The organism is uncultured Paracoccus sp. (assembly GCF_947487305.1).
Taxonomy (GTDB): Bacteria; Pseudomonadota; Alphaproteobacteria; order Rhodobacterales; family Rhodobacteraceae; genus Paracoccus.
This window is the reverse complement of the sequence record NZ_CANKWH010000006.1, coordinates 53222-68713: the sequence shown is the minus strand read 5'-3', so window position 1 is coordinate 68713 and position 15492 is coordinate 53222. Positions and strand designations below refer to the sequence as shown.

Here is a 15492-nt window from a genome sequence, read left to right as displayed (position 1 = left end):
AACCTGTCCCCAGATCCGCGCCAATGCGGACAACAGGGAGGATATCCAGAGATGAAGAAACTGCTGACCAGCAGTGTGGCGGCGCTTGGCCTGATGGCAGGCGGGGCGCTGGCCGCGGAAAAGATCGTGGTCGTGACCTCGTTCCCCGAGGAAATGACCGCGGTGATCGAGAAGGCGTTCGAGACCGCCCATCCCGACTACGACATCGAGATCCTGAACAAGAGCACCTCCTCGGGGGTGAAATACATTCAGGAGATCGCCAGCGCCAATACCGCCGATGTCTTCTGGGCCTCGGCCCCGGATGCCTTCGAGGTGCTGAAGGGCGACGGCAAGCTGGCCAAGATCGCGCCGAACGCCACCGGCATTCCCGACATGATCGGCAGCTACCCGATGAACGATGCAGACGGCCATTACTACGGCTTCGCCGCCTCGGGTTACGGCATCATGTGGAACACCCGCTATGTCGAGGCCAATGGTCTGGAGCCGGCGAAGGAATGGGCCGATCTGGAGAAGCCGGAATATTTCGGCCATGTCGGCATGTCGGCGCCCTCGCGCTCGGGCACCACGCATCTGACGGTGGAAACCGTGCTGCAGGGCGAGGGCTGGGAGAAGGGCTGGGCCGACTGGAAATGGATGGGCGGCAATTTCGCCTCTGTGACCGAGCGCAGCTTTGGCGTGCCGGACGGGGTGAATACCGGCAGCTTCGGCTTTGGCATCGTCATCGATTTCTTCGCCTTCTCGTCCAAGGCCTCGGGCTTCCCGGTGGAATTCGCCTATCCGACGGTGACGGCACTGGTGCCCGCGAACGTGGGCGTCATCGCCAATGCGCCGAACGAGAAGGGCGCCGTCACCTTCGTCGAATACCTGCTGTCGCCCGAGGGCCAGAAGGTGCTGTTCGACCCGGCGATCATGCGTCTGCCGGTCAATCCCGAGGTCTATGCCGAGGCTCCCGAGGGCCTGCCGAACCCGTTCGAGGACAAGTCGATCGGCGCGGCGGTCAAGTTCGATGTCGATAAATCGGGCGCGCGCTACTACGTGGTCTCGTCGCTCTTCGACGTGATGATCACCTATCGGCTCGAGGATCTGAAGGCCGCGGTGAAGGCCGTGCAGGAGGCCGAGGCGAAACATGCCGACGGGTCCAATGCCGAGGCCAAGGCGCTGATCGAGGAAGCCCGCGCGCTGATCGAGGCCATGCCGATCACCGAGGAACAGAGCCTTGACCCGGCCTTCAACGCCGCCTTCACCGCGGTCCGCAAGGAAGCCGGCGATGCCATCGAGGCGCGTCAGGCCGAGATCGAACAGCAATGGGATGCGATGGTGACTGAAAACTATCGCAAGGCGAAGGAGCTGGCCGAGAAGGCCGCCGCCCTCTGATCGGCAGAGCCGCGCCCGCGTGAACCCACCGGACGCGGGCCAGGATCGACCATCCGGCAGGGACGAGCCATCGCCCCTGCCGCCCTGACATCCTCACATCCGGACAAAATCCATGCCCCAAGACACCCCGCGCCCGGCGGACGGGACAGGTCTGGCCGATCGCCTGCCCGCGTTCCTGTTTCCCCGGCTCAGCGGCGCTGCGCTGGCCGGCCTTCTCATCGCCATCTTTCTGCTCGGCTTCCTGATCTTCCCGGTTCTGCAGGTGGTCTATGTGGCCTTCATCGATCCGCGCAGCGGCGGGCTGACGCTGCAGAACTTCGCCGATTTCTTCGCCACCAGCCTGTTCCGCGAAAGCTTCGTCAATTCCTTCTACGTCTCGGCCATGTCGGTCGTGGTGGCGACGATCATCGCCCTGCCGCTGGCCTATATCACCACCCGCTTCAATTTCGGCGGCTCGGCCCTGATCCAGAGCCTCGGCTTCATCCCGCTGATCATGCCGCCCTTTGTCGGCGCGGTGGCGATGTCGCTGATCTTTGGCCGGAACGGCACGGTGAACCTCATGCTGCGCGAGCATCTGGGTTTCACCATTCCCTTCATGGAGGGGCTGAACGGGGTGATCCTCGTGCAGTCGATCCATTATTTCCCCTTCATCCTGATCAACCTGTCGGCGTCCTTGCGCAATATCGACCGCTCGATGGAGGAGGCGGCGCAGAATCTCGGCTCCTCGGGGCTGCGGCTGTTCCGCAAGATCGTCTTTCCGCTGGCCATGCCGGGCTATATCGCCGGGGCGGTGCTGGTCTTCATCAAGGTCTTCGACGATCTCGGCACGCCGCTTCTCTTGAACGTCAACAACATGCTTGCGCCGCAGGCCTATCTGCGCATCACCTCGGTCGGCATCAGCGACCCGATGGGCTATGTCATCTCGGTCATTCTCGTGGCCTTCTCGATCCTGTCGCTCTGGGCCTCGTTCCTGGTCATGCGCGGCAAGGATTACGCCACCGTGCAGAAGGGCGGCGGCGGTCTGGCCAAGCGTGACCTGAGCGGGCGCGAGAAGGTCATCGCCTATGGCGCGGTGCTGTTCATCCTCGCCCTCGTGCTGTCGCCGCATCTGGGGCTGCTGCTGCTGTCCTTCAGCACGATCTGGAGCTTTGCGCCGCTGCCCGACGGCTATACTTGGGCCAATTACATCCGCATGTGGGAAGGTTCGCAGGACTATATCCTGAACACGCTGCTTTATGCCGGCATCGCTGCCTTGGGCGACGTGATCCTTGGCACTGCCATCGCCTATATCGTCATGCGCACCGGGATCGTGGGCCGCAAGTGTCTGGATTACATGGCCACCGCCGCGCTGGCCGTGCCGGGGGTGGTGCTGGGCATCGGCTATCTGCGCAGCTTCCAGGGGATCGAGGTGCCGTTCCTCGACAAGCCGCTGGCGCAATGGTGGGTGATCATCGCCATCGCGCTGATGATCCGCCGTCTGCCCTATGCGCTGCGTGCCTGCATGGCGGCGCTGCAACAGGTCAGCGTGGCGCTGGAGGAGGCGGCGGAAAGCCTTGGCGCCACCAAGTCGCGCACCATTCGCCGCGTGGTGGTGCCGCTGATGACCGGGGGCATCCTTGCCGGCTTCGTCACCAGCTTTGCCACCGCGGCGGTCGAGCTGTCGGCGACCATCATGCTGGTCTCGTCCGAGGCCGACAGCCCTCTGGCCTATGGCATCTACCTGTTCATGCAGACGCCATCCGGGCGCGGGGCAGGGGCCGCCCTTGGCATCGTCGCGGTCATCATCGTGGGTCTGGGGACGTTCCTGGCGCAGATCATCATCGAGCGCGACAAGAAACTGAAAACATCCGGCACCGAGCACTGAGCGCCGAGAGGGAGTCTGACCATGAAAACCGAAATGCTTGGCATCGAGATCGAGAACCTTCACCTGGCCTTCGGCCCGACCAGGGTGCTGACCGGCGTGAACCTCAGCATCAAACCGGGCGAGTTCTTCGCCTTCCTCGGGCCCTCGGGATCTGGCAAGTCGACGCTGCTGCGCTCGATCGCCGGGTTCGGGCCGCGCCCCAGCGGGGCGATCCGCATCGGTGGCCGCGATGTGCTGGACCTGCCGCCCTGGAAGCGCAACGTGGGCATGGTGTTTCAGTCCTACGCGCTCTGGCCGCATCTCTCGGTGCAGGAAAACGTCGCCTTCGGCCTGCGCGAGCGCAAGCTGCCGGGGGCCGAGATCACCCGCCGGGTCGAGGAGGCGCTGGACCTCGTGGGCCTGTCGCATCTGGCCGCACGGATGCCCAATCAGCTGTCGGGCGGGCAGCAACAGCGGATCGCGCTGGCCCGGACGGTGGTGATCGAGCCGCAGGTGCTGTTGCTCGATGAGCCGCTGTCGAACCTTGACGCCAGCCTGCGCGTGCAGATGCGCCGCGAGTTGCTGGCGCTGCAGCGCAAGCTTGGCCTGACCACGATTTTCGTCACACATGATCAGGAGGAAGCCAACAGCACCAGCGACCGCATGGCGGTGCTGGACAAGGGGGTGATCCAGCAGATCGGCCGCCCGCAGGAGCTGTATGACCATCCGGCGAACCTGTTTGTCGCCCGCTTCCTCGGCACCGCCAATGTGCTGGAAGGCCGCGTCGAGAAGCGTGGCGAGGCGCTGCGGTTCGTCACCGGCTCTGGCGATGCGCTACCCTTGCCGATGGCGGCAAAGGCAGGCCCGTCCTCGATCGTGCTGAGGCCGCAGAACATCACCATCTCGCCCCTCTGCGGTCCCGACACGATCATCGGGCAGGTGCTGCACAGCGAGTTCCTGGGCAGCCAGATCCGCTATATCGTGCAGGCGGCGGGCAGCGATCTGGTGATCGACAAGAGCCATCACATGAGCGAGCCAACCCTGCCCACGGGCGCCGAGGTGGCGTTGCAGGTGAACATGGACAGCGCGGTTTTGCTGAACGCGTGATGGCGCGCGGATCGGCGCGTCGGGGGGCGCGCGGATGAACGGGCGGCGCGAGGGCGAGACCTTGCGTCGCCCGGGCAACGCTACGGCCCGTGGCAGATCGCCGCACGAGGGCGGGTCGGCCGGCCCCTTTGATCTGGATCAACGCAAGTCCGGGTGGTTGGGAATAAGGCGCGCCGCATGACCATTGCATCACGGCCCGGCGCGTTCACCCGACGCCTTCCGCCCCCGCCCCTGGCGCCGCAGCTTCTGGGGCTGGCCCTCGGTGCGGTCCTGTCCCGGATCACCGCCCGCCATCCCTCGATCCTTGCGCATCTGGGGGATCAGGCGAACACCCGCTTGCTAATCGATGTGCGGCAGCTGGCGGTGCTCTTGGTCATGACCCCCGCCGACGGACAGGTCGGGATCTTCCGGCGCGGCGCGCGCATCGATCATGACGCGGCCATCCGGGGCGATCTGGCGGATTTTCTCGCCCTGCTGCGCCGGGTCGCGCCGGACGAGACAGCCCTCGCGCCGGATGCGCTGGAGATCGACGGCGATCTGGCCGCCGTGCTGGCCCTGCGCGATGCCATCGGTGCGGCGGGGCTGGATCTCGCCGAGGAACTGGCAGCGATCCCGGGCGAGCCCTACCAGGGCTGGCTGCGGCAGGTCGCGGCCCCTCGACTGCGGCGCTGTGTCCCAGCCCTGTCGCGGCGCGATTTCGCGCAGTGAACGCCCGGCGCACTTGACCTTTGGTCAATTTGCGCGGACGTAACCGCAACCCGTCCCGTCCCACAACCCTGGATTGCCCCATGCAAGACGACCCCCAGTCGGTTCCCGCGGAACTTGCAGAGGCGCTGACCCGCTTTCGCGGCAACATGGCGCTGTGCGATGCGGAGCTTTCGCTGAACTATGGCGAACTGGCCGCCTTCGTTGCCGCCTGCCAGCCGCATCTGGCCGGGGAGCGCGCGGTCGGGGTCTTCGGCGCGCCCGGCGCCCTCTTCGGGGCGCTGGCGACGGCCTGCGTCATCGACGGGCGGCCCTTCGTGCACCTGGACCCGGCCATGCCGCCCTCGGTGCTGTCGAACATCCTCGACGAGTTGCAGATCGGCCTGATCCTGACCGCCGAGGCGCCGAAGCCGGGGCAATTGCCCGAAGGGTGCCGGGTGATCGACGGGGCCACGCTCTTGGGCGGTCCGGCGGTTGACCGGATCACGCCGGGACAGGTCGCGCCGCAGGATGCGATTTACCTGGTGGCCACCTCGGGCACGACCGGGCGGCCGAAATGCATCCCGGTGACACAGGATTCGGCCTTCCTCTCCTATCGCTGGCGCGATGCCTATACGCCCTATGCCGCGGGGATGCGGGTCGGCATCTATATCTTCGCCATCTGGGAAATGTTCCGGCCGCTCAGGAACGGCGCCGAGATGTGGTTTCCGCGTCTCGACGACCTCTTGTCGCCGCAGGCGCTGGCGCGGTTCATCGCGGCCCATGATCTCACCGAGATGCTGTTCACGCCCTCCTTCTTCGGCAAGGTCCTGCAGGGCATAGACGCGGCGACCGGCGCGGCGCTGCCGCTCGAACGGGTGATCCTCAACGGCGAGGTGGTCAGCGACCGGCTGGTTGCCGAGGCACGGGCCAAACTGCCGCAGGCGGTGCTATGGAACCTCTACAGCATCTGCGAGACCCATGACATCTGCATGTCGGAAATGACCGGCGAGGAGCCTGCCGGGGAGGGCGTCCGGGTGGGGCGCGCCATGCCGCATCTGCGGGCCATCGTTCTGGACGATCACGACCGGCTCTGCCCGCCGGGCATACCGGGCCTCCTGCATTTCGAGGGGCCGAGGATGCTGGGGCCGGGCTATGTGAACCGGCCCGAGGAAACCGCCCGCCGCTTCCGCGATCTGGTGATCGAGGGGCAGGCCTTGCGGCTCTATGACACCGGCGACCGGGGTTTTGTCGATGCGTCGGGCGAGATCGTGGTGTTGGGCCGCGATGCGCATATGCTGAAGCTGCGCGGCTACAGCATCCAGACCCGCGAGCTGACCGAGACGCTGGCGGGGCTTCTGGGCTTTTCCCATGCGATCCCCTGGGTGCAGCCGGTCGGCGAGCATGATCAGGCGCTGGTCTTCTATTTCACCGCTGATGCGGATCAGGACCGGGCGAACCGCGAGAACTGGGGCATCGAGGCGGGGCAGCAGCGCATTCCGGCACCGCTGGCTTCGGCGCTGCGCGAGGTGCTGCCGGCCTATTGCATCCCGACCTGGCTGGTGCGGCTCGACGCCATTCCGATCCATCAGGTCTCGGGAAAATGCGACTACAGGGCGCTGCCCGCGATCGTGGCCGAGCCTCTGGCCGAGGACGCCGATGCGGTCCCCGCCCTCGCCCATGCCGCGCGGCTCTTGCGCTGCCCGGTGGCGGATCTGGACCCCGCCCGCTCGTTCCACGATCACGGCGGCGATTCGCTCATGTGCGTCGACCTGATCCTGTCGCTGGAAGGCGCCTATGGCCGGAATGTCGATTTTGACTGGGCGCTGAACCTGCCGCTTCAGCGGCTGCACGACCTGCTGTCTGCCGAAGCCACGACGGTCGCCTCGGTCTTCGACCGGCCCGGCATCCTCTTGACCGGCGTCACCGGCTTCCTGGGCCGGCATGTGCTGGCGGCGGCGTTGGAGAGCCTGCCGGCGGATCAGGTGGTCTATTGCCTCGTCCGCCCGAGGAACAACGACCCCGTGCGGCGGTTGGCGGCGATTGCCGAGGCCATCGGCGCCGCGCCGGAACGGGTGGTGCCGGTGCCGGGGGCGATCGATGATCCGCGCTTCGGGCTGGACGGCGACCACTACGCCGATCTTGCCGCGCAGGTTTCGACGGTCATCCATTGCGCCGCGACGGTGAACCTTGCGGTCGAGCGCGTGCAGATGCAGGCCTGGTCGCGCGCGGGCATTGCCCATGTGCTGGACTTCTGCCGGGCGGCGGGGGCGAACCTGCGGTTTTCCTCATCGACGGCGGTCTTTCCCGAGACCGGCGGACCCTTCGCGGAAGCCCCGGCGCGCCATTTCGACGCCTGCACCGGCTATGGCGCGGCCAAGATCGAGGCCGAGGGGTTGATCGCCGCCTCGGGCATTCCCGCCGTCCTCGTCCGGCTGCCCTCGCTTTACGACCTCTCCGCGCCCAATCCCAAGGATGTCTACGAGATCATCCTTGCCGCCTGTCGCGCGGCGGGGGCGCTGCCCGAGGGGCTGGCCTTCCCGATGATCGATGTCCGGGCGGCGGCGCAGTTTCTGGTGCGGGTCGCGCCAGGCGAGGGGGCGGGGTTCTATAACCTGACCGCCGACACCCCGGTCACGGGGGACGTGCCGGGCTATGACCGCCTGACCGCCGATGACTGGCTGAAGCGGGTGGACCTGCCCGAGGGGCTGGCGCGATTGCTGACCGCCGATCCGCAGACGCTGCGTGTTGATGCGATCTACGAAACAGCGGCGGCCAAGGCCGCATGGCGGCAGGCGGGGCTTGGCCCGTTCGGCACGCTCTCGGATGGCGCGGCGCTGCTGGCCCGCCGCCTCAGCTACCAGGGCGAGCCGGCATTGACCTGATAGTCGGCCATGGTCATCGCCCGGCCCGCATCGCTGACCAGGAAGGCCACCAGCTCGGCGATCTCGCCGGGCTGGACCAGTTGGCCCTGCGGGTTCGAGGCCTCGTATTTCGCCCGCACCTCGACATAGGGCGCGCCCTCGGCCACCTCGGCGTCGATATAGGATTGCAGCATCTCGGTCTCGACCCAGGTCGGGCTGATGCTGTTGCAGGTGATCCCCAGCGCCGCCCCTTCCAGCGCGACACAGCGGCCCAGCCCCAGAAGCCCGGCCTTGGAGGCGCAATAGGCGGCGTTGTTCGCCATGCCGGTATGCGCGGCGGTCGAGGCGATGTTGACGATCCGGCCCCATTTCTGAGCGGTCATCGACGGCAGCACGGCGCGGATCATCTTGAACGTGCCGGTCAGGTTGGTGTCCAGCGTGTCGTCCCAGATGCGGTCGGGATGGTCCATCACGGCGGCTTCCTCGTAGACACCCGCCGCGTTCACCAGGATGTCGACGCGGCCATGCCGGCCCAGCACCCCGCCCACGAATCCCGCGCAGCTGTCGCTGTCGCGCACATCCAGCCGGGCGACGGCGAAGCGATCGCCAAACCGCGCCTTGACCGGATCGGTCAGCTCGGCCAGATCCCCGCGCCGCGCCCCGACATGGACCTGCGCGCCCCCCTCCAGCAGCCGCAGCGCCACGGCACGGCCGATGCCGGTCAGACCGCCGGTGACGATCGCGATTTTCGGGGTCTGGGTCATGGCATCGCTCTGCTGCTGATTGATTGTTATGGCATCCACCTTGTCGTGCTAGTTGCACGAACCGCCCCTTGCGTCCAGTGCGGCGGGCTGTCCCGACCCCCGATCCTGCCTTGACAGAACCCCGTCCAGCCGCGATGGAGGGCCTGTGCGCTGGTGTCTGTCCTCGGGCAGGCGAAAAGGGAATGTGAAGGGTGTTTCGGTCCGTCGGGCCGGGGACCTCAAGCAGCCGCCCCCGCGACCGTGACCGGAAAGGTCTGCCCATTGCCACTGGCCGCAAGGACCGGGAAGGCGGGCAGGGCGCCGGGGCCCTGCGCCCCGATATCCGCAAGCCGGGAGACCTGCCAGCGCCGGACTGAAACGCGCGGACGGGGTGTGCCGCGACCTTCGGATCAGAGGGCCCGCCCCTCGCCGTTGGCCAGCCCCGTTCGTCCTGATGAGGGTTGGCATGGCCGCAATTGTTCACGTCTGCATGACCTGCCGCGCCGGTCAGCCGGTGCCCGAGGGCAGCGAGCCTCCGGGCCGGTTGCTGCATGACGCCCTGACTGCCGGACCCGCGCCCGAAGGCGTCATCATCCGCCCGGTCGAATGTCTCTCGGCCTGCGATCATGGCTGCAACATCGCCATCACCAAGCCCGGCGGCTGGTCCTATGTCTATGGCCGGCTGACGCTGGAGGACGTGCCCGAGATCCTGCGCGGCGCCGCACTTTATGCCACCGCGCCCGAGGGCATCGTGCCCTGGCGCGAGCGCCCCCAAATCTTCCGCAAGCAGAGCCTTGCCCGCATACCCCCGATGGAGTCCCCGAATGACTGACCTGACCAAGATCCCCGTCACCGTGATCACCGGCTTCCTCGGCTCGGGCAAGACCACGCTGATCCGCCACCTGATGCAGAACCCGCAGGGTCGGCGGCTGGCGGTGCTGGTGAACGAATTCGGCACCGTGGGCGTCGATGGCGATATCCTGAAATCCTGCGCCGATGCGAATTGCCCGGTCGAGAACATCGTCGAGCTGGCCAATGGCTGCATCTGCTGCACCGTTGCCGATGATTTCATCCCGACGATCGAGGCGCTGCTGTCGCGCCCCGAACGCCCCGACCACATCCTGATCGAAACCTCGGGCCTGGCCCTGCCGAAGCCCTTGCTGAAAGCCTTCGACTGGCCGGCGATCCGGTCCAGGATCACCGTGGACGGGGTGGTGGCGCTGGCCGATGCCGAAGCCGTGGCGGCGGGACGTTTTGCCCCCGATGTGGCCGCCGTCGATGCGCAGCGCGCCGCCGATGACAGCATCGATCACGAGACGCCGCTGTCCGAGGTGTTCGAGGACCAGATCGCCTGTGCCGATATCGTGCTGCTGACCAAGGCCGATCTGGCCGGCGAGGCGGGACTGGCCGCCGCCCGCCAGGTCATCACCGCCGAGGCCCCGCGCCCGCTGCCGATGCTCGCCGTCACCGATGGCGCGCTGGACCCTCGGTTGATCCTTGGCCTTGGCGCCGCTGCCGAAGATGATCTGGCCGCCCGCCCCAGCCATCACGACGGCGCCGACGATCACGAGCACGACGATTTCGACTCGGTCGTGATCGACCTGCCCGAGGTGGACAGCGTCGAGGACCTGGTCGCCCGGGTGCAGCAACTGGCGCGCGAGCAGAACATCCTGCGGGTCAAGGGTTATCTCGCTGTCACCGGCAAGCCCATGCGCCTCTTGCTGCAGGCCGTGGGCGAGCGGGTCCGGCACCAGTTCGACCGGCCCTGGGGTGCAACGCCCCGCGTCTCGCAACTGGTGGTCATCGCCGAGCATCACGACATCGACGAGGCCGCGATCCGCGCCACCCTGGGGGCCTGACCCGCGCCATGCATGTCGTCTTCCGCGAAAGCCATGGACTGGATCAGGCGGAAACGCCCTACGACCCGGGGCAGGACCCGGCGGATCTGGTGGTGCTGTCCTTCTCGGACAGCGACCTTGGCGCCTTCGCGGCAGGCTGGCATCGGGCCGGGGGCAAGCTGCCCCCGCTGCGACTGCAGAACATCGTTGCGCTGAAACATCCGGTTTCGGTCGATACCTATGTCGAGCGCACCCTGTCGGGCGCGAAAGCCATCCTGATCCGGCTGATCGGGGGCGAGGCCTATTGGCCCTACGGCATCGCCTCGATCCGCGATCTGGCCTGGCGCAAGGGGCTGGCCCTGGCGGTGCTGCCGGCGGATGGGCGGGCCGATCCGGCGCTGGATGCGGCCTCGACCGTGCCGGTCTCGGTGCTGCGCCGGCTGGCGCAGCTTTGCGATGCGGGCGGCGCGGTGGCGGCGCAGGCGGCGCTGGCGCAGCTCTGCCTTGCGGCGGGGATCTATGCCGGGCCGGTGCCGGGCGACAAAAGGGTCCCGGATGTCGGCTTCTACGACCCGGATCGGGGGATAGTGGCCGCGCCCGAGGCTGACGGGCGCCCGCTGGTGCTGGTCAGCTTCTACCGCAGCTATCTGACCGCCGCCGATACCGGCCCGGTCGATGCGCTGATCCATGCCCTGCGCGCGGCGGGTTTTTCCGCACTTGGCGTCTTTGCGCCTTCGCTGAAGGCACCGGGTTTTTCGGATTGGCTGCGGCCCCTGCTGTCGGAGCGGCAACCGGCGGCGATTGTCAATGTCACCGCCTTCTCGGCCAAGGGCGATGACGGGGCCACACCCTTCGATGCCTGTGACTGCCCGGTCTTTCAACTCGCCCTCTCCACCGCCCGGCGGCGCGACTGGATGACCTCGGATCGAGGCCTCTCGCCCGCCGATCTGGCCATGCATGTCGTGCTGCCCGAGGTGGACGGACGGCTTTTCGCCGGGGTCGCCTCGTTCAAGTCGCCGGGCCGCCGCGATCCCGACCTGCAATTCTCGCGCTTTGCCCATCGCGCTGATGAGGGGCGCATCGCTGCCATCGTCGCCAAGGTCTCTGCATGGCATCATCTGGGCGTAACCCCGCCGGAAAAACGGCAGCTTGCCGTGGTGCTCTCGACCTATCCCGGTCGCCCGCATCAGATCGCCCATGCCGTCGGGCTGGATGCGCTGGCCTCGACCGAGGCGCTGCTCTCGGATCTCGCAACCGAGGGGTTTGACACCGCAGTCGGCGAGGGGTTGGCGCAGGCGCTGCGCTCTGAAACCCTAGACTGGCCGCTCTCCGACTATTGTTCAGCCTTGCAAACCTTGCCCGAAGCCCTGCGCCAGCAACTGCACGAGGCATGGGGCAACCCCGAAGACGATCCCGCCTGCGCTGGCAAAAACTTCCGCTTCGCCGCCCTGCGTCGCGGCAGGGTGCTGGTGGCGCTGCAGCCCGAGCGCGGTGACAGCCGGGCGCGGGACGATGACTATCACGACCTCGCCCGCGTGCCGCGTCACGCCTATGTCGCCTTCTACCTCTGGCTTCGCTCGCAGCACCTGCAGGCGCTGGTGCATATGGGCGCGCATGGCACGCTGGAATGGCTGCCGGGGAAGTCGGTTGCGCTGTCGGAGGCGTGCTGGCCCGAGGCGCTGATCGGTGCGCTGCCGGTGATCTATCCCTTCATCGTCAACGATCCGGGCGAGGCGGCGCAAGCCAAGCGGCGCATCGGCGCGCTGACCCTTGGCCACCTGCCGCCGCCCTTGAAAGCCGCGACACTGCCCGATGGCATGGCCGGGCTGGAGCGGCTGCTGGACGAATATTCCACCGCCGACGGGCTCGACCCGGCGCGGCGCGACCGGCTGATCGCGGGCATCCGTGACGAGGCCCGCGCGCTGGGGGTCGAGGAGGATCTCGGCATTCCGCCGGGCGCCGGCGCGGCCGAGGCCATCACCCGCATCGACCGCTTCGTCTGCGACATCAAGGAAAGCCAGTATGGCGAGGGGCTGCACGTCCTCGGTCGGGGCGCCTGCGGGACCGAGGAGCGCGCGGGGATGCTGGCCGCGCTTGCCGGTCGCCGGGTTTCACCGGGACCGTCCGGCTCGCCCTCGCGGGGCCGGTCGGATGTGCTGCCGACCGGGCGCAATCTGTTCGCCGTCGATCCCCGCGCCGTGCCAAGCCGCGCCGCCCATGCCCAAGGGGTGAAACTGGCCGAGGAACTGCTGCGCAAGCATCTGCAGGACCATGGAGACTGGCCGCGCGGGCTGGTCGTCGATCTGTGGGGTTCGGCCACGATGCGCACGGCAGGCGAGGAATTCGCCATGGCGCTGCATCTGGCGGGGCTCGCGCCCTTGTGGGATGCCGGGTCGGGGCGCGTCAGCGGGGTCGAGGTGCTGCCGCTGGCGATGCTGAACCGCCCCCGCATCGATGTGACCCTGCGGGTCTCGGGCCTGTTTCGTGATGTGTTTCCGGGGCTTGCGGGGCTGTTTGAAACCGGCGCCGCAGCCTTGGCCGGGCGCGAGGAACCGGCCAGCGAAAACCCCTATCTCGCCCCCGCACCCCGGGTCTTCGGCCCGCGACCGGGCCTTTACGGGCTGGGGATGGGGGCTGCCTTGGAAGATTTTTCCAATGAGGCGCGGGCGGCGGCGGGTGAGGCGTGGCTGGCCGCCTCGTCTTGGGCCATCGGCCCGGATGGCCGGTCGCAGGAGAACCGGGACGCGCTGGAGGATCGGCTGCGGCAGGCCGACAGTTTCGTTCATGCGCAGGACCTGCCGGAAAGCGATCTGCTGTTGGCCGCCGATTACGCCGCGCATGAGGCGGGCTTTGCCGCCGCGCTGGCCCGGCTCGGGTTCGACTCCCCGGCGCTCTATCACCTCGACGCGACGCAGCCCGACCGTCCGCGCGCCCGGACCTTGGGCGAGGAAATCGCCCGCGTGGTTCGCGCGCGCGCCGCCAATCCCGCATGGGCCGATGGCATGGTGGCCCACGGCTTCCGTGGTGCCGCCGAGATCACCGCCACCGTCGAGCATCTGGCCGCATTCGCCCATCTGGCCGGTGTGGTGCCGCCGCATCTCTTCGACCTGACCCATCAGGCGACGCTGGGGCGCGACGATATTTGCGATTTCATGGCGCGCGAGAACCCGGCGGCGCTGGCGGCGCTGGAGGACCTGTTCCGGCGGCTGAACGAGGCCGGGCTGTGGGTCACGCGGCGCAACTCGATCGCCGCCACGCTGGGGGCCGGGGGATGAGCGGGTTTCAGGTGCAGGGCTGGTGCCCCGGCGCGCTGCGCCCGATGCTGTCGGGCGACGGGCTGGTGGTGCGGCTGCGCCCGGTGCTGGGGCGCTTGAACCAGACGCAGGCAGAGGGGCTGGCTGCGGCGGCGGTCAAGCATGGCAACGGGCTGATGGACCTGACCGCACGCGGCAACCTGCAACTGCGCGGGGTCCGCGAGCAGAGCCACGCGGCGCTGATCTCCGAATTGCAGGCGCTGGGGCTGGTCGATGCCGATCTGCAAACCGAGGCCCGGCGCAACCTGCTGGTCACGCCCTTCGCCGATGCTGTCACCGAGGCACTGGCGCTGGCCGTGACCCGCGCGCTGGCCGCTGGCCCGGACCTGCCCGGCAAATTCGGCTTTGTCGTCGATTCTGGCCCCGCGCCGGTGCTGTCGGCGACGGCGGGCGATATCCGGCTGGAACGGGACGAGACGGGCGGCCTGATCCTGCGCGCGGACGGGGCGGAGCTGGGTGCCCCGGTCAGCGCCGAGAACGCGCCCGAGGCCGCAGTTGCCCTTGCCCGCTGGTTCCTCGCTGCCGGCGGGGTCCGAGACGGAAGGGGCCGCATGGCCGCGCTGATCGCTCGCGGCATCCATCCCGAGGGCGCGCTGGCCGGAACGACCCGCCCCGCCCCCGCGCCGCCACCGCCCGGACCGGGGCTTGTCCCCCAAGGGGCGCTGGCGGCGCTGGAATTCGGGCAGGTCGAGGCCGGGGCGCTGGCCGCGCTCGCCGCCATCGGCCCGCTGCGCCTGACGCCGTGGCGGATGCTGCTGATCGAGGGGGTGCAACAGCTGCCCGACCTGCCGGGGCTGATCCTCTCGGGCGATGATCCGCGCCTGCGTGTCGTGGCCTGCACCGGCGCGCCCGGCTGCCGTCAGGGGCATCGCGCGGTGAGGGGTCTGGCGCGGGCGCTGGCGGCGGATGTGCCGCCGGGGCGCGTCCTGCATGTCTCGGGCTGCGCCAAGGGCTGCGCCCATCCGGGACCGGCCGATCTGACCCTGATTGCCACGTCCGAGGGATTTGATCTGGTGCGGAACGGCCGGGCGCAGGATAAGGCCGGGCAGCAGCTGCCTGCCGATGGGCTGATTGATCTGAAAGGACTGTTCTGATGCGTCACAGCTATGAAACCGATGGCGCGAAGATCTATGAACAATCCTTCGCCACCATTCGGGCCGAGGCCGATCTGGCCGGCTTCACCCCCGAAGAGGAGGTGGTCGCCGTCCGCATGATCCACGCCGCCGGCATGGTCGGGCTGGAGCGCCATATCCGCTTTACCCCCGACATGGCGATCATCGCGCGTCAGGCGCTGGAGGACGGCGCGCCGATCCTCTGCGATGCGCGCATGGTCAGCGAGGGCATCACCCGCCCGCGCCTGCCGGCGAATAACGCGGTCATCTGCACCCTGCATGTGGCGGGCGTGCCGGACATGGCGCAGGCGATGGGCAATACCCGCTCGGCCGCGGCGGTGGAGTTGTGGCGGCCGCATCTCGACGGCGCCATCGTCGCCATCGGCAATGCGCCGACCGCGCTTTTTCACCTGCTGAACATGCTGGAAGACCCGGCCTGCCCGCGCCCGGCGGCGATCATCGGTTGCCCGGTGGGCTTCATCGGTGCCGCAGAGTCGAAAGCCGCGCTGATGGCCGATCCGCCGGTGCCCGCGCTGATCGTCGAGGGGCGGTTGGGCGGTTCGGCCATTACCGTCGCCGCCGTCAACGCGCTGGCCAGCCGAAAGGAATGAGC

Annotated in this window: 11 protein-coding genes and 1 riboswitch; of the genes, 10 read left to right on the top strand and 1 reads right to left on the bottom strand. The window is 68.2% G+C overall.

Features of this window, described 5'->3' with window-relative positions; translation table 11 throughout:
* Positions 1-51 precede the first annotated feature (51 nt).
* From Q1A36_RS09185 to Q1A36_RS09165, 5 genes are all read left to right on the top strand, one after another.
* Entirely contained in the window at positions 52-1374 is a 1323-nt protein-coding gene (locus Q1A36_RS09185; protein ID WP_299842507.1) for an extracellular solute-binding protein, read from the top strand.
* A 112-nt stretch (positions 1375-1486) separates the two neighbouring features.
* The gene (locus tag Q1A36_RS09180; protein ID WP_299842504.1) at positions 1487-3238 is read left to right on the top strand and encodes an iron ABC transporter permease; all 1752 of its coding nucleotides are present in this window, start codon (positions 1487-1489) and stop codon (positions 3236-3238) included.
* 21 nt (positions 3239-3259) lie between these two features.
* Entirely contained in the window at positions 3260-4324 is a 1065-nt protein-coding gene (locus Q1A36_RS09175) for an ABC transporter ATP-binding protein (RefSeq protein ID WP_299842502.1), read from the top strand.
* Positions 4325-4501: 177 nt separating this feature from the next.
* Entirely contained in the window at positions 4502-5032 is a 531-nt protein-coding gene (locus Q1A36_RS09170; RefSeq protein WP_299842499.1) for an SCP2 sterol-binding domain-containing protein, read from the top strand.
* Positions 5033-5112: 80 nt separating this feature from the next.
* On the top strand, positions 5113-7893 hold the full coding sequence (locus tag Q1A36_RS09165) for an AMP-binding protein (RefSeq protein WP_299842496.1): 2781 nt from the start codon (positions 5113-5115) through the stop codon (positions 7891-7893).
* On the opposite strand, the gene Q1A36_RS09160 is transcribed toward Q1A36_RS09165, so the two are convergent.
* Positions 7866-8636 (bottom strand): SDR family oxidoreductase, encoded by a 771-nt coding sequence (locus Q1A36_RS09160; protein WP_299842493.1) that lies wholly within the window; start codon positions 8634-8636, stop codon positions 7866-7868. The two genes, Q1A36_RS09165 and Q1A36_RS09160, sit on opposite strands and share 28 nt — an antisense overlap.
* 134 nt (positions 8637-8770) lie before the next feature.
* Positions 8771-8997, top strand: a riboswitch (cobalamin riboswitch).
* Between the two features lie 84 nt (positions 8998-9081).
* On the opposite strand from Q1A36_RS09160, the gene Q1A36_RS09155 reads away from it, so the two are divergent.
* From Q1A36_RS09155 to Q1A36_RS09135, 5 genes are read left to right on the top strand one after another with little or no spacing between them, the layout of a single operon-like run.
* On the top strand, positions 9082-9447 hold the full coding sequence (locus tag Q1A36_RS09155) for a DUF1636 domain-containing protein (protein WP_299842490.1): 366 nt from the start codon (positions 9082-9084) through the stop codon (positions 9445-9447).
* Entirely contained in the window at positions 9440-10474 is a 1035-nt protein-coding gene (cobW, locus tag Q1A36_RS09150) for a cobalamin biosynthesis protein CobW (RefSeq protein WP_299842487.1), read from the top strand. The genes Q1A36_RS09155 and cobW overlap by 8 nt, the downstream gene beginning before the upstream one ends.
* Before the next feature lie 8 nt (positions 10475-10482).
* Entirely contained in the window at positions 10483-13728 is a 3246-nt protein-coding gene (gene cobN, locus Q1A36_RS09145) for a cobaltochelatase subunit CobN (RefSeq protein ID WP_299842484.1), read from the top strand.
* On the top strand, positions 13725-14861 hold the full coding sequence (gene cobG, locus Q1A36_RS09140; RefSeq protein WP_299842480.1) for a precorrin-3B synthase: 1137 nt from the start codon (positions 13725-13727) through the stop codon (positions 14859-14861). The genes cobN and cobG overlap by 4 nt, the downstream gene beginning before the upstream one ends.
* Complete coding sequence (locus tag Q1A36_RS09135; protein ID WP_299842477.1) at positions 14861-15490, top strand: precorrin-8X methylmutase; 630 nt, start codon at positions 14861-14863, stop codon at positions 15488-15490. The genes cobG and Q1A36_RS09135 overlap by 1 nt, the downstream gene beginning before the upstream one ends.
* Positions 15491-15492: the final 2 nt, after the last annotated feature.

What these genes read in the sequence shown, in the direction of transcription:
- Q1A36_RS09175 (WP_299842502.1), top strand. Translation starts at nt 3,260, where the DNA reads ATGAAAACCGAAATGCTTGGCATCGAGATCGAGAACCTTCACCTGGCC.
- cobW (WP_299842487.1), top strand. Translation starts at nt 9,440, where the DNA reads ATGACTGACCTGACCAAGATCCCCGTCACCGTGATCACCGGCTTCCTC.
- Q1A36_RS09180 (WP_299842504.1), top strand. Translation starts at nt 1,487, where the DNA reads ATGCCCCAAGACACCCCGCGCCCGGCGGACGGGACAGGTCTGGCCGAT.
- Q1A36_RS09185 (WP_299842507.1), top strand. Translation starts at nt 52, where the DNA reads ATGAAGAAACTGCTGACCAGCAGTGTGGCGGCGCTTGGCCTGATGGCA.
- Q1A36_RS09155 (WP_299842490.1), top strand. Translation starts at nt 9,082, where the DNA reads ATGGCCGCAATTGTTCACGTCTGCATGACCTGCCGCGCCGGTCAGCCG.
- Q1A36_RS09165 (WP_299842496.1), top strand. Translation starts at nt 5,113, where the DNA reads ATGCAAGACGACCCCCAGTCGGTTCCCGCGGAACTTGCAGAGGCGCTG.
- cobG (WP_299842480.1), top strand. Translation starts at nt 13,725, where the DNA reads ATGAGCGGGTTTCAGGTGCAGGGCTGGTGCCCCGGCGCGCTGCGCCCG.
- Q1A36_RS09160 (WP_299842493.1), bottom strand. Translation starts at nt 8,636, where the DNA reads ATGACCCAGACCCCGAAAATCGCGATCGTCACCGGCGGTCTGACCGGC.
- Q1A36_RS09135 (WP_299842477.1), top strand. Translation starts at nt 14,861, where the DNA reads ATGCGTCACAGCTATGAAACCGATGGCGCGAAGATCTATGAACAATCC.
- cobN (WP_299842484.1), top strand. Translation starts at nt 10,483, where the DNA reads ATGCATGTCGTCTTCCGCGAAAGCCATGGACTGGATCAGGCGGAAACG.
- Q1A36_RS09170 (WP_299842499.1), top strand. Translation starts at nt 4,502, where the DNA reads ATGACCATTGCATCACGGCCCGGCGCGTTCACCCGACGCCTTCCGCCC.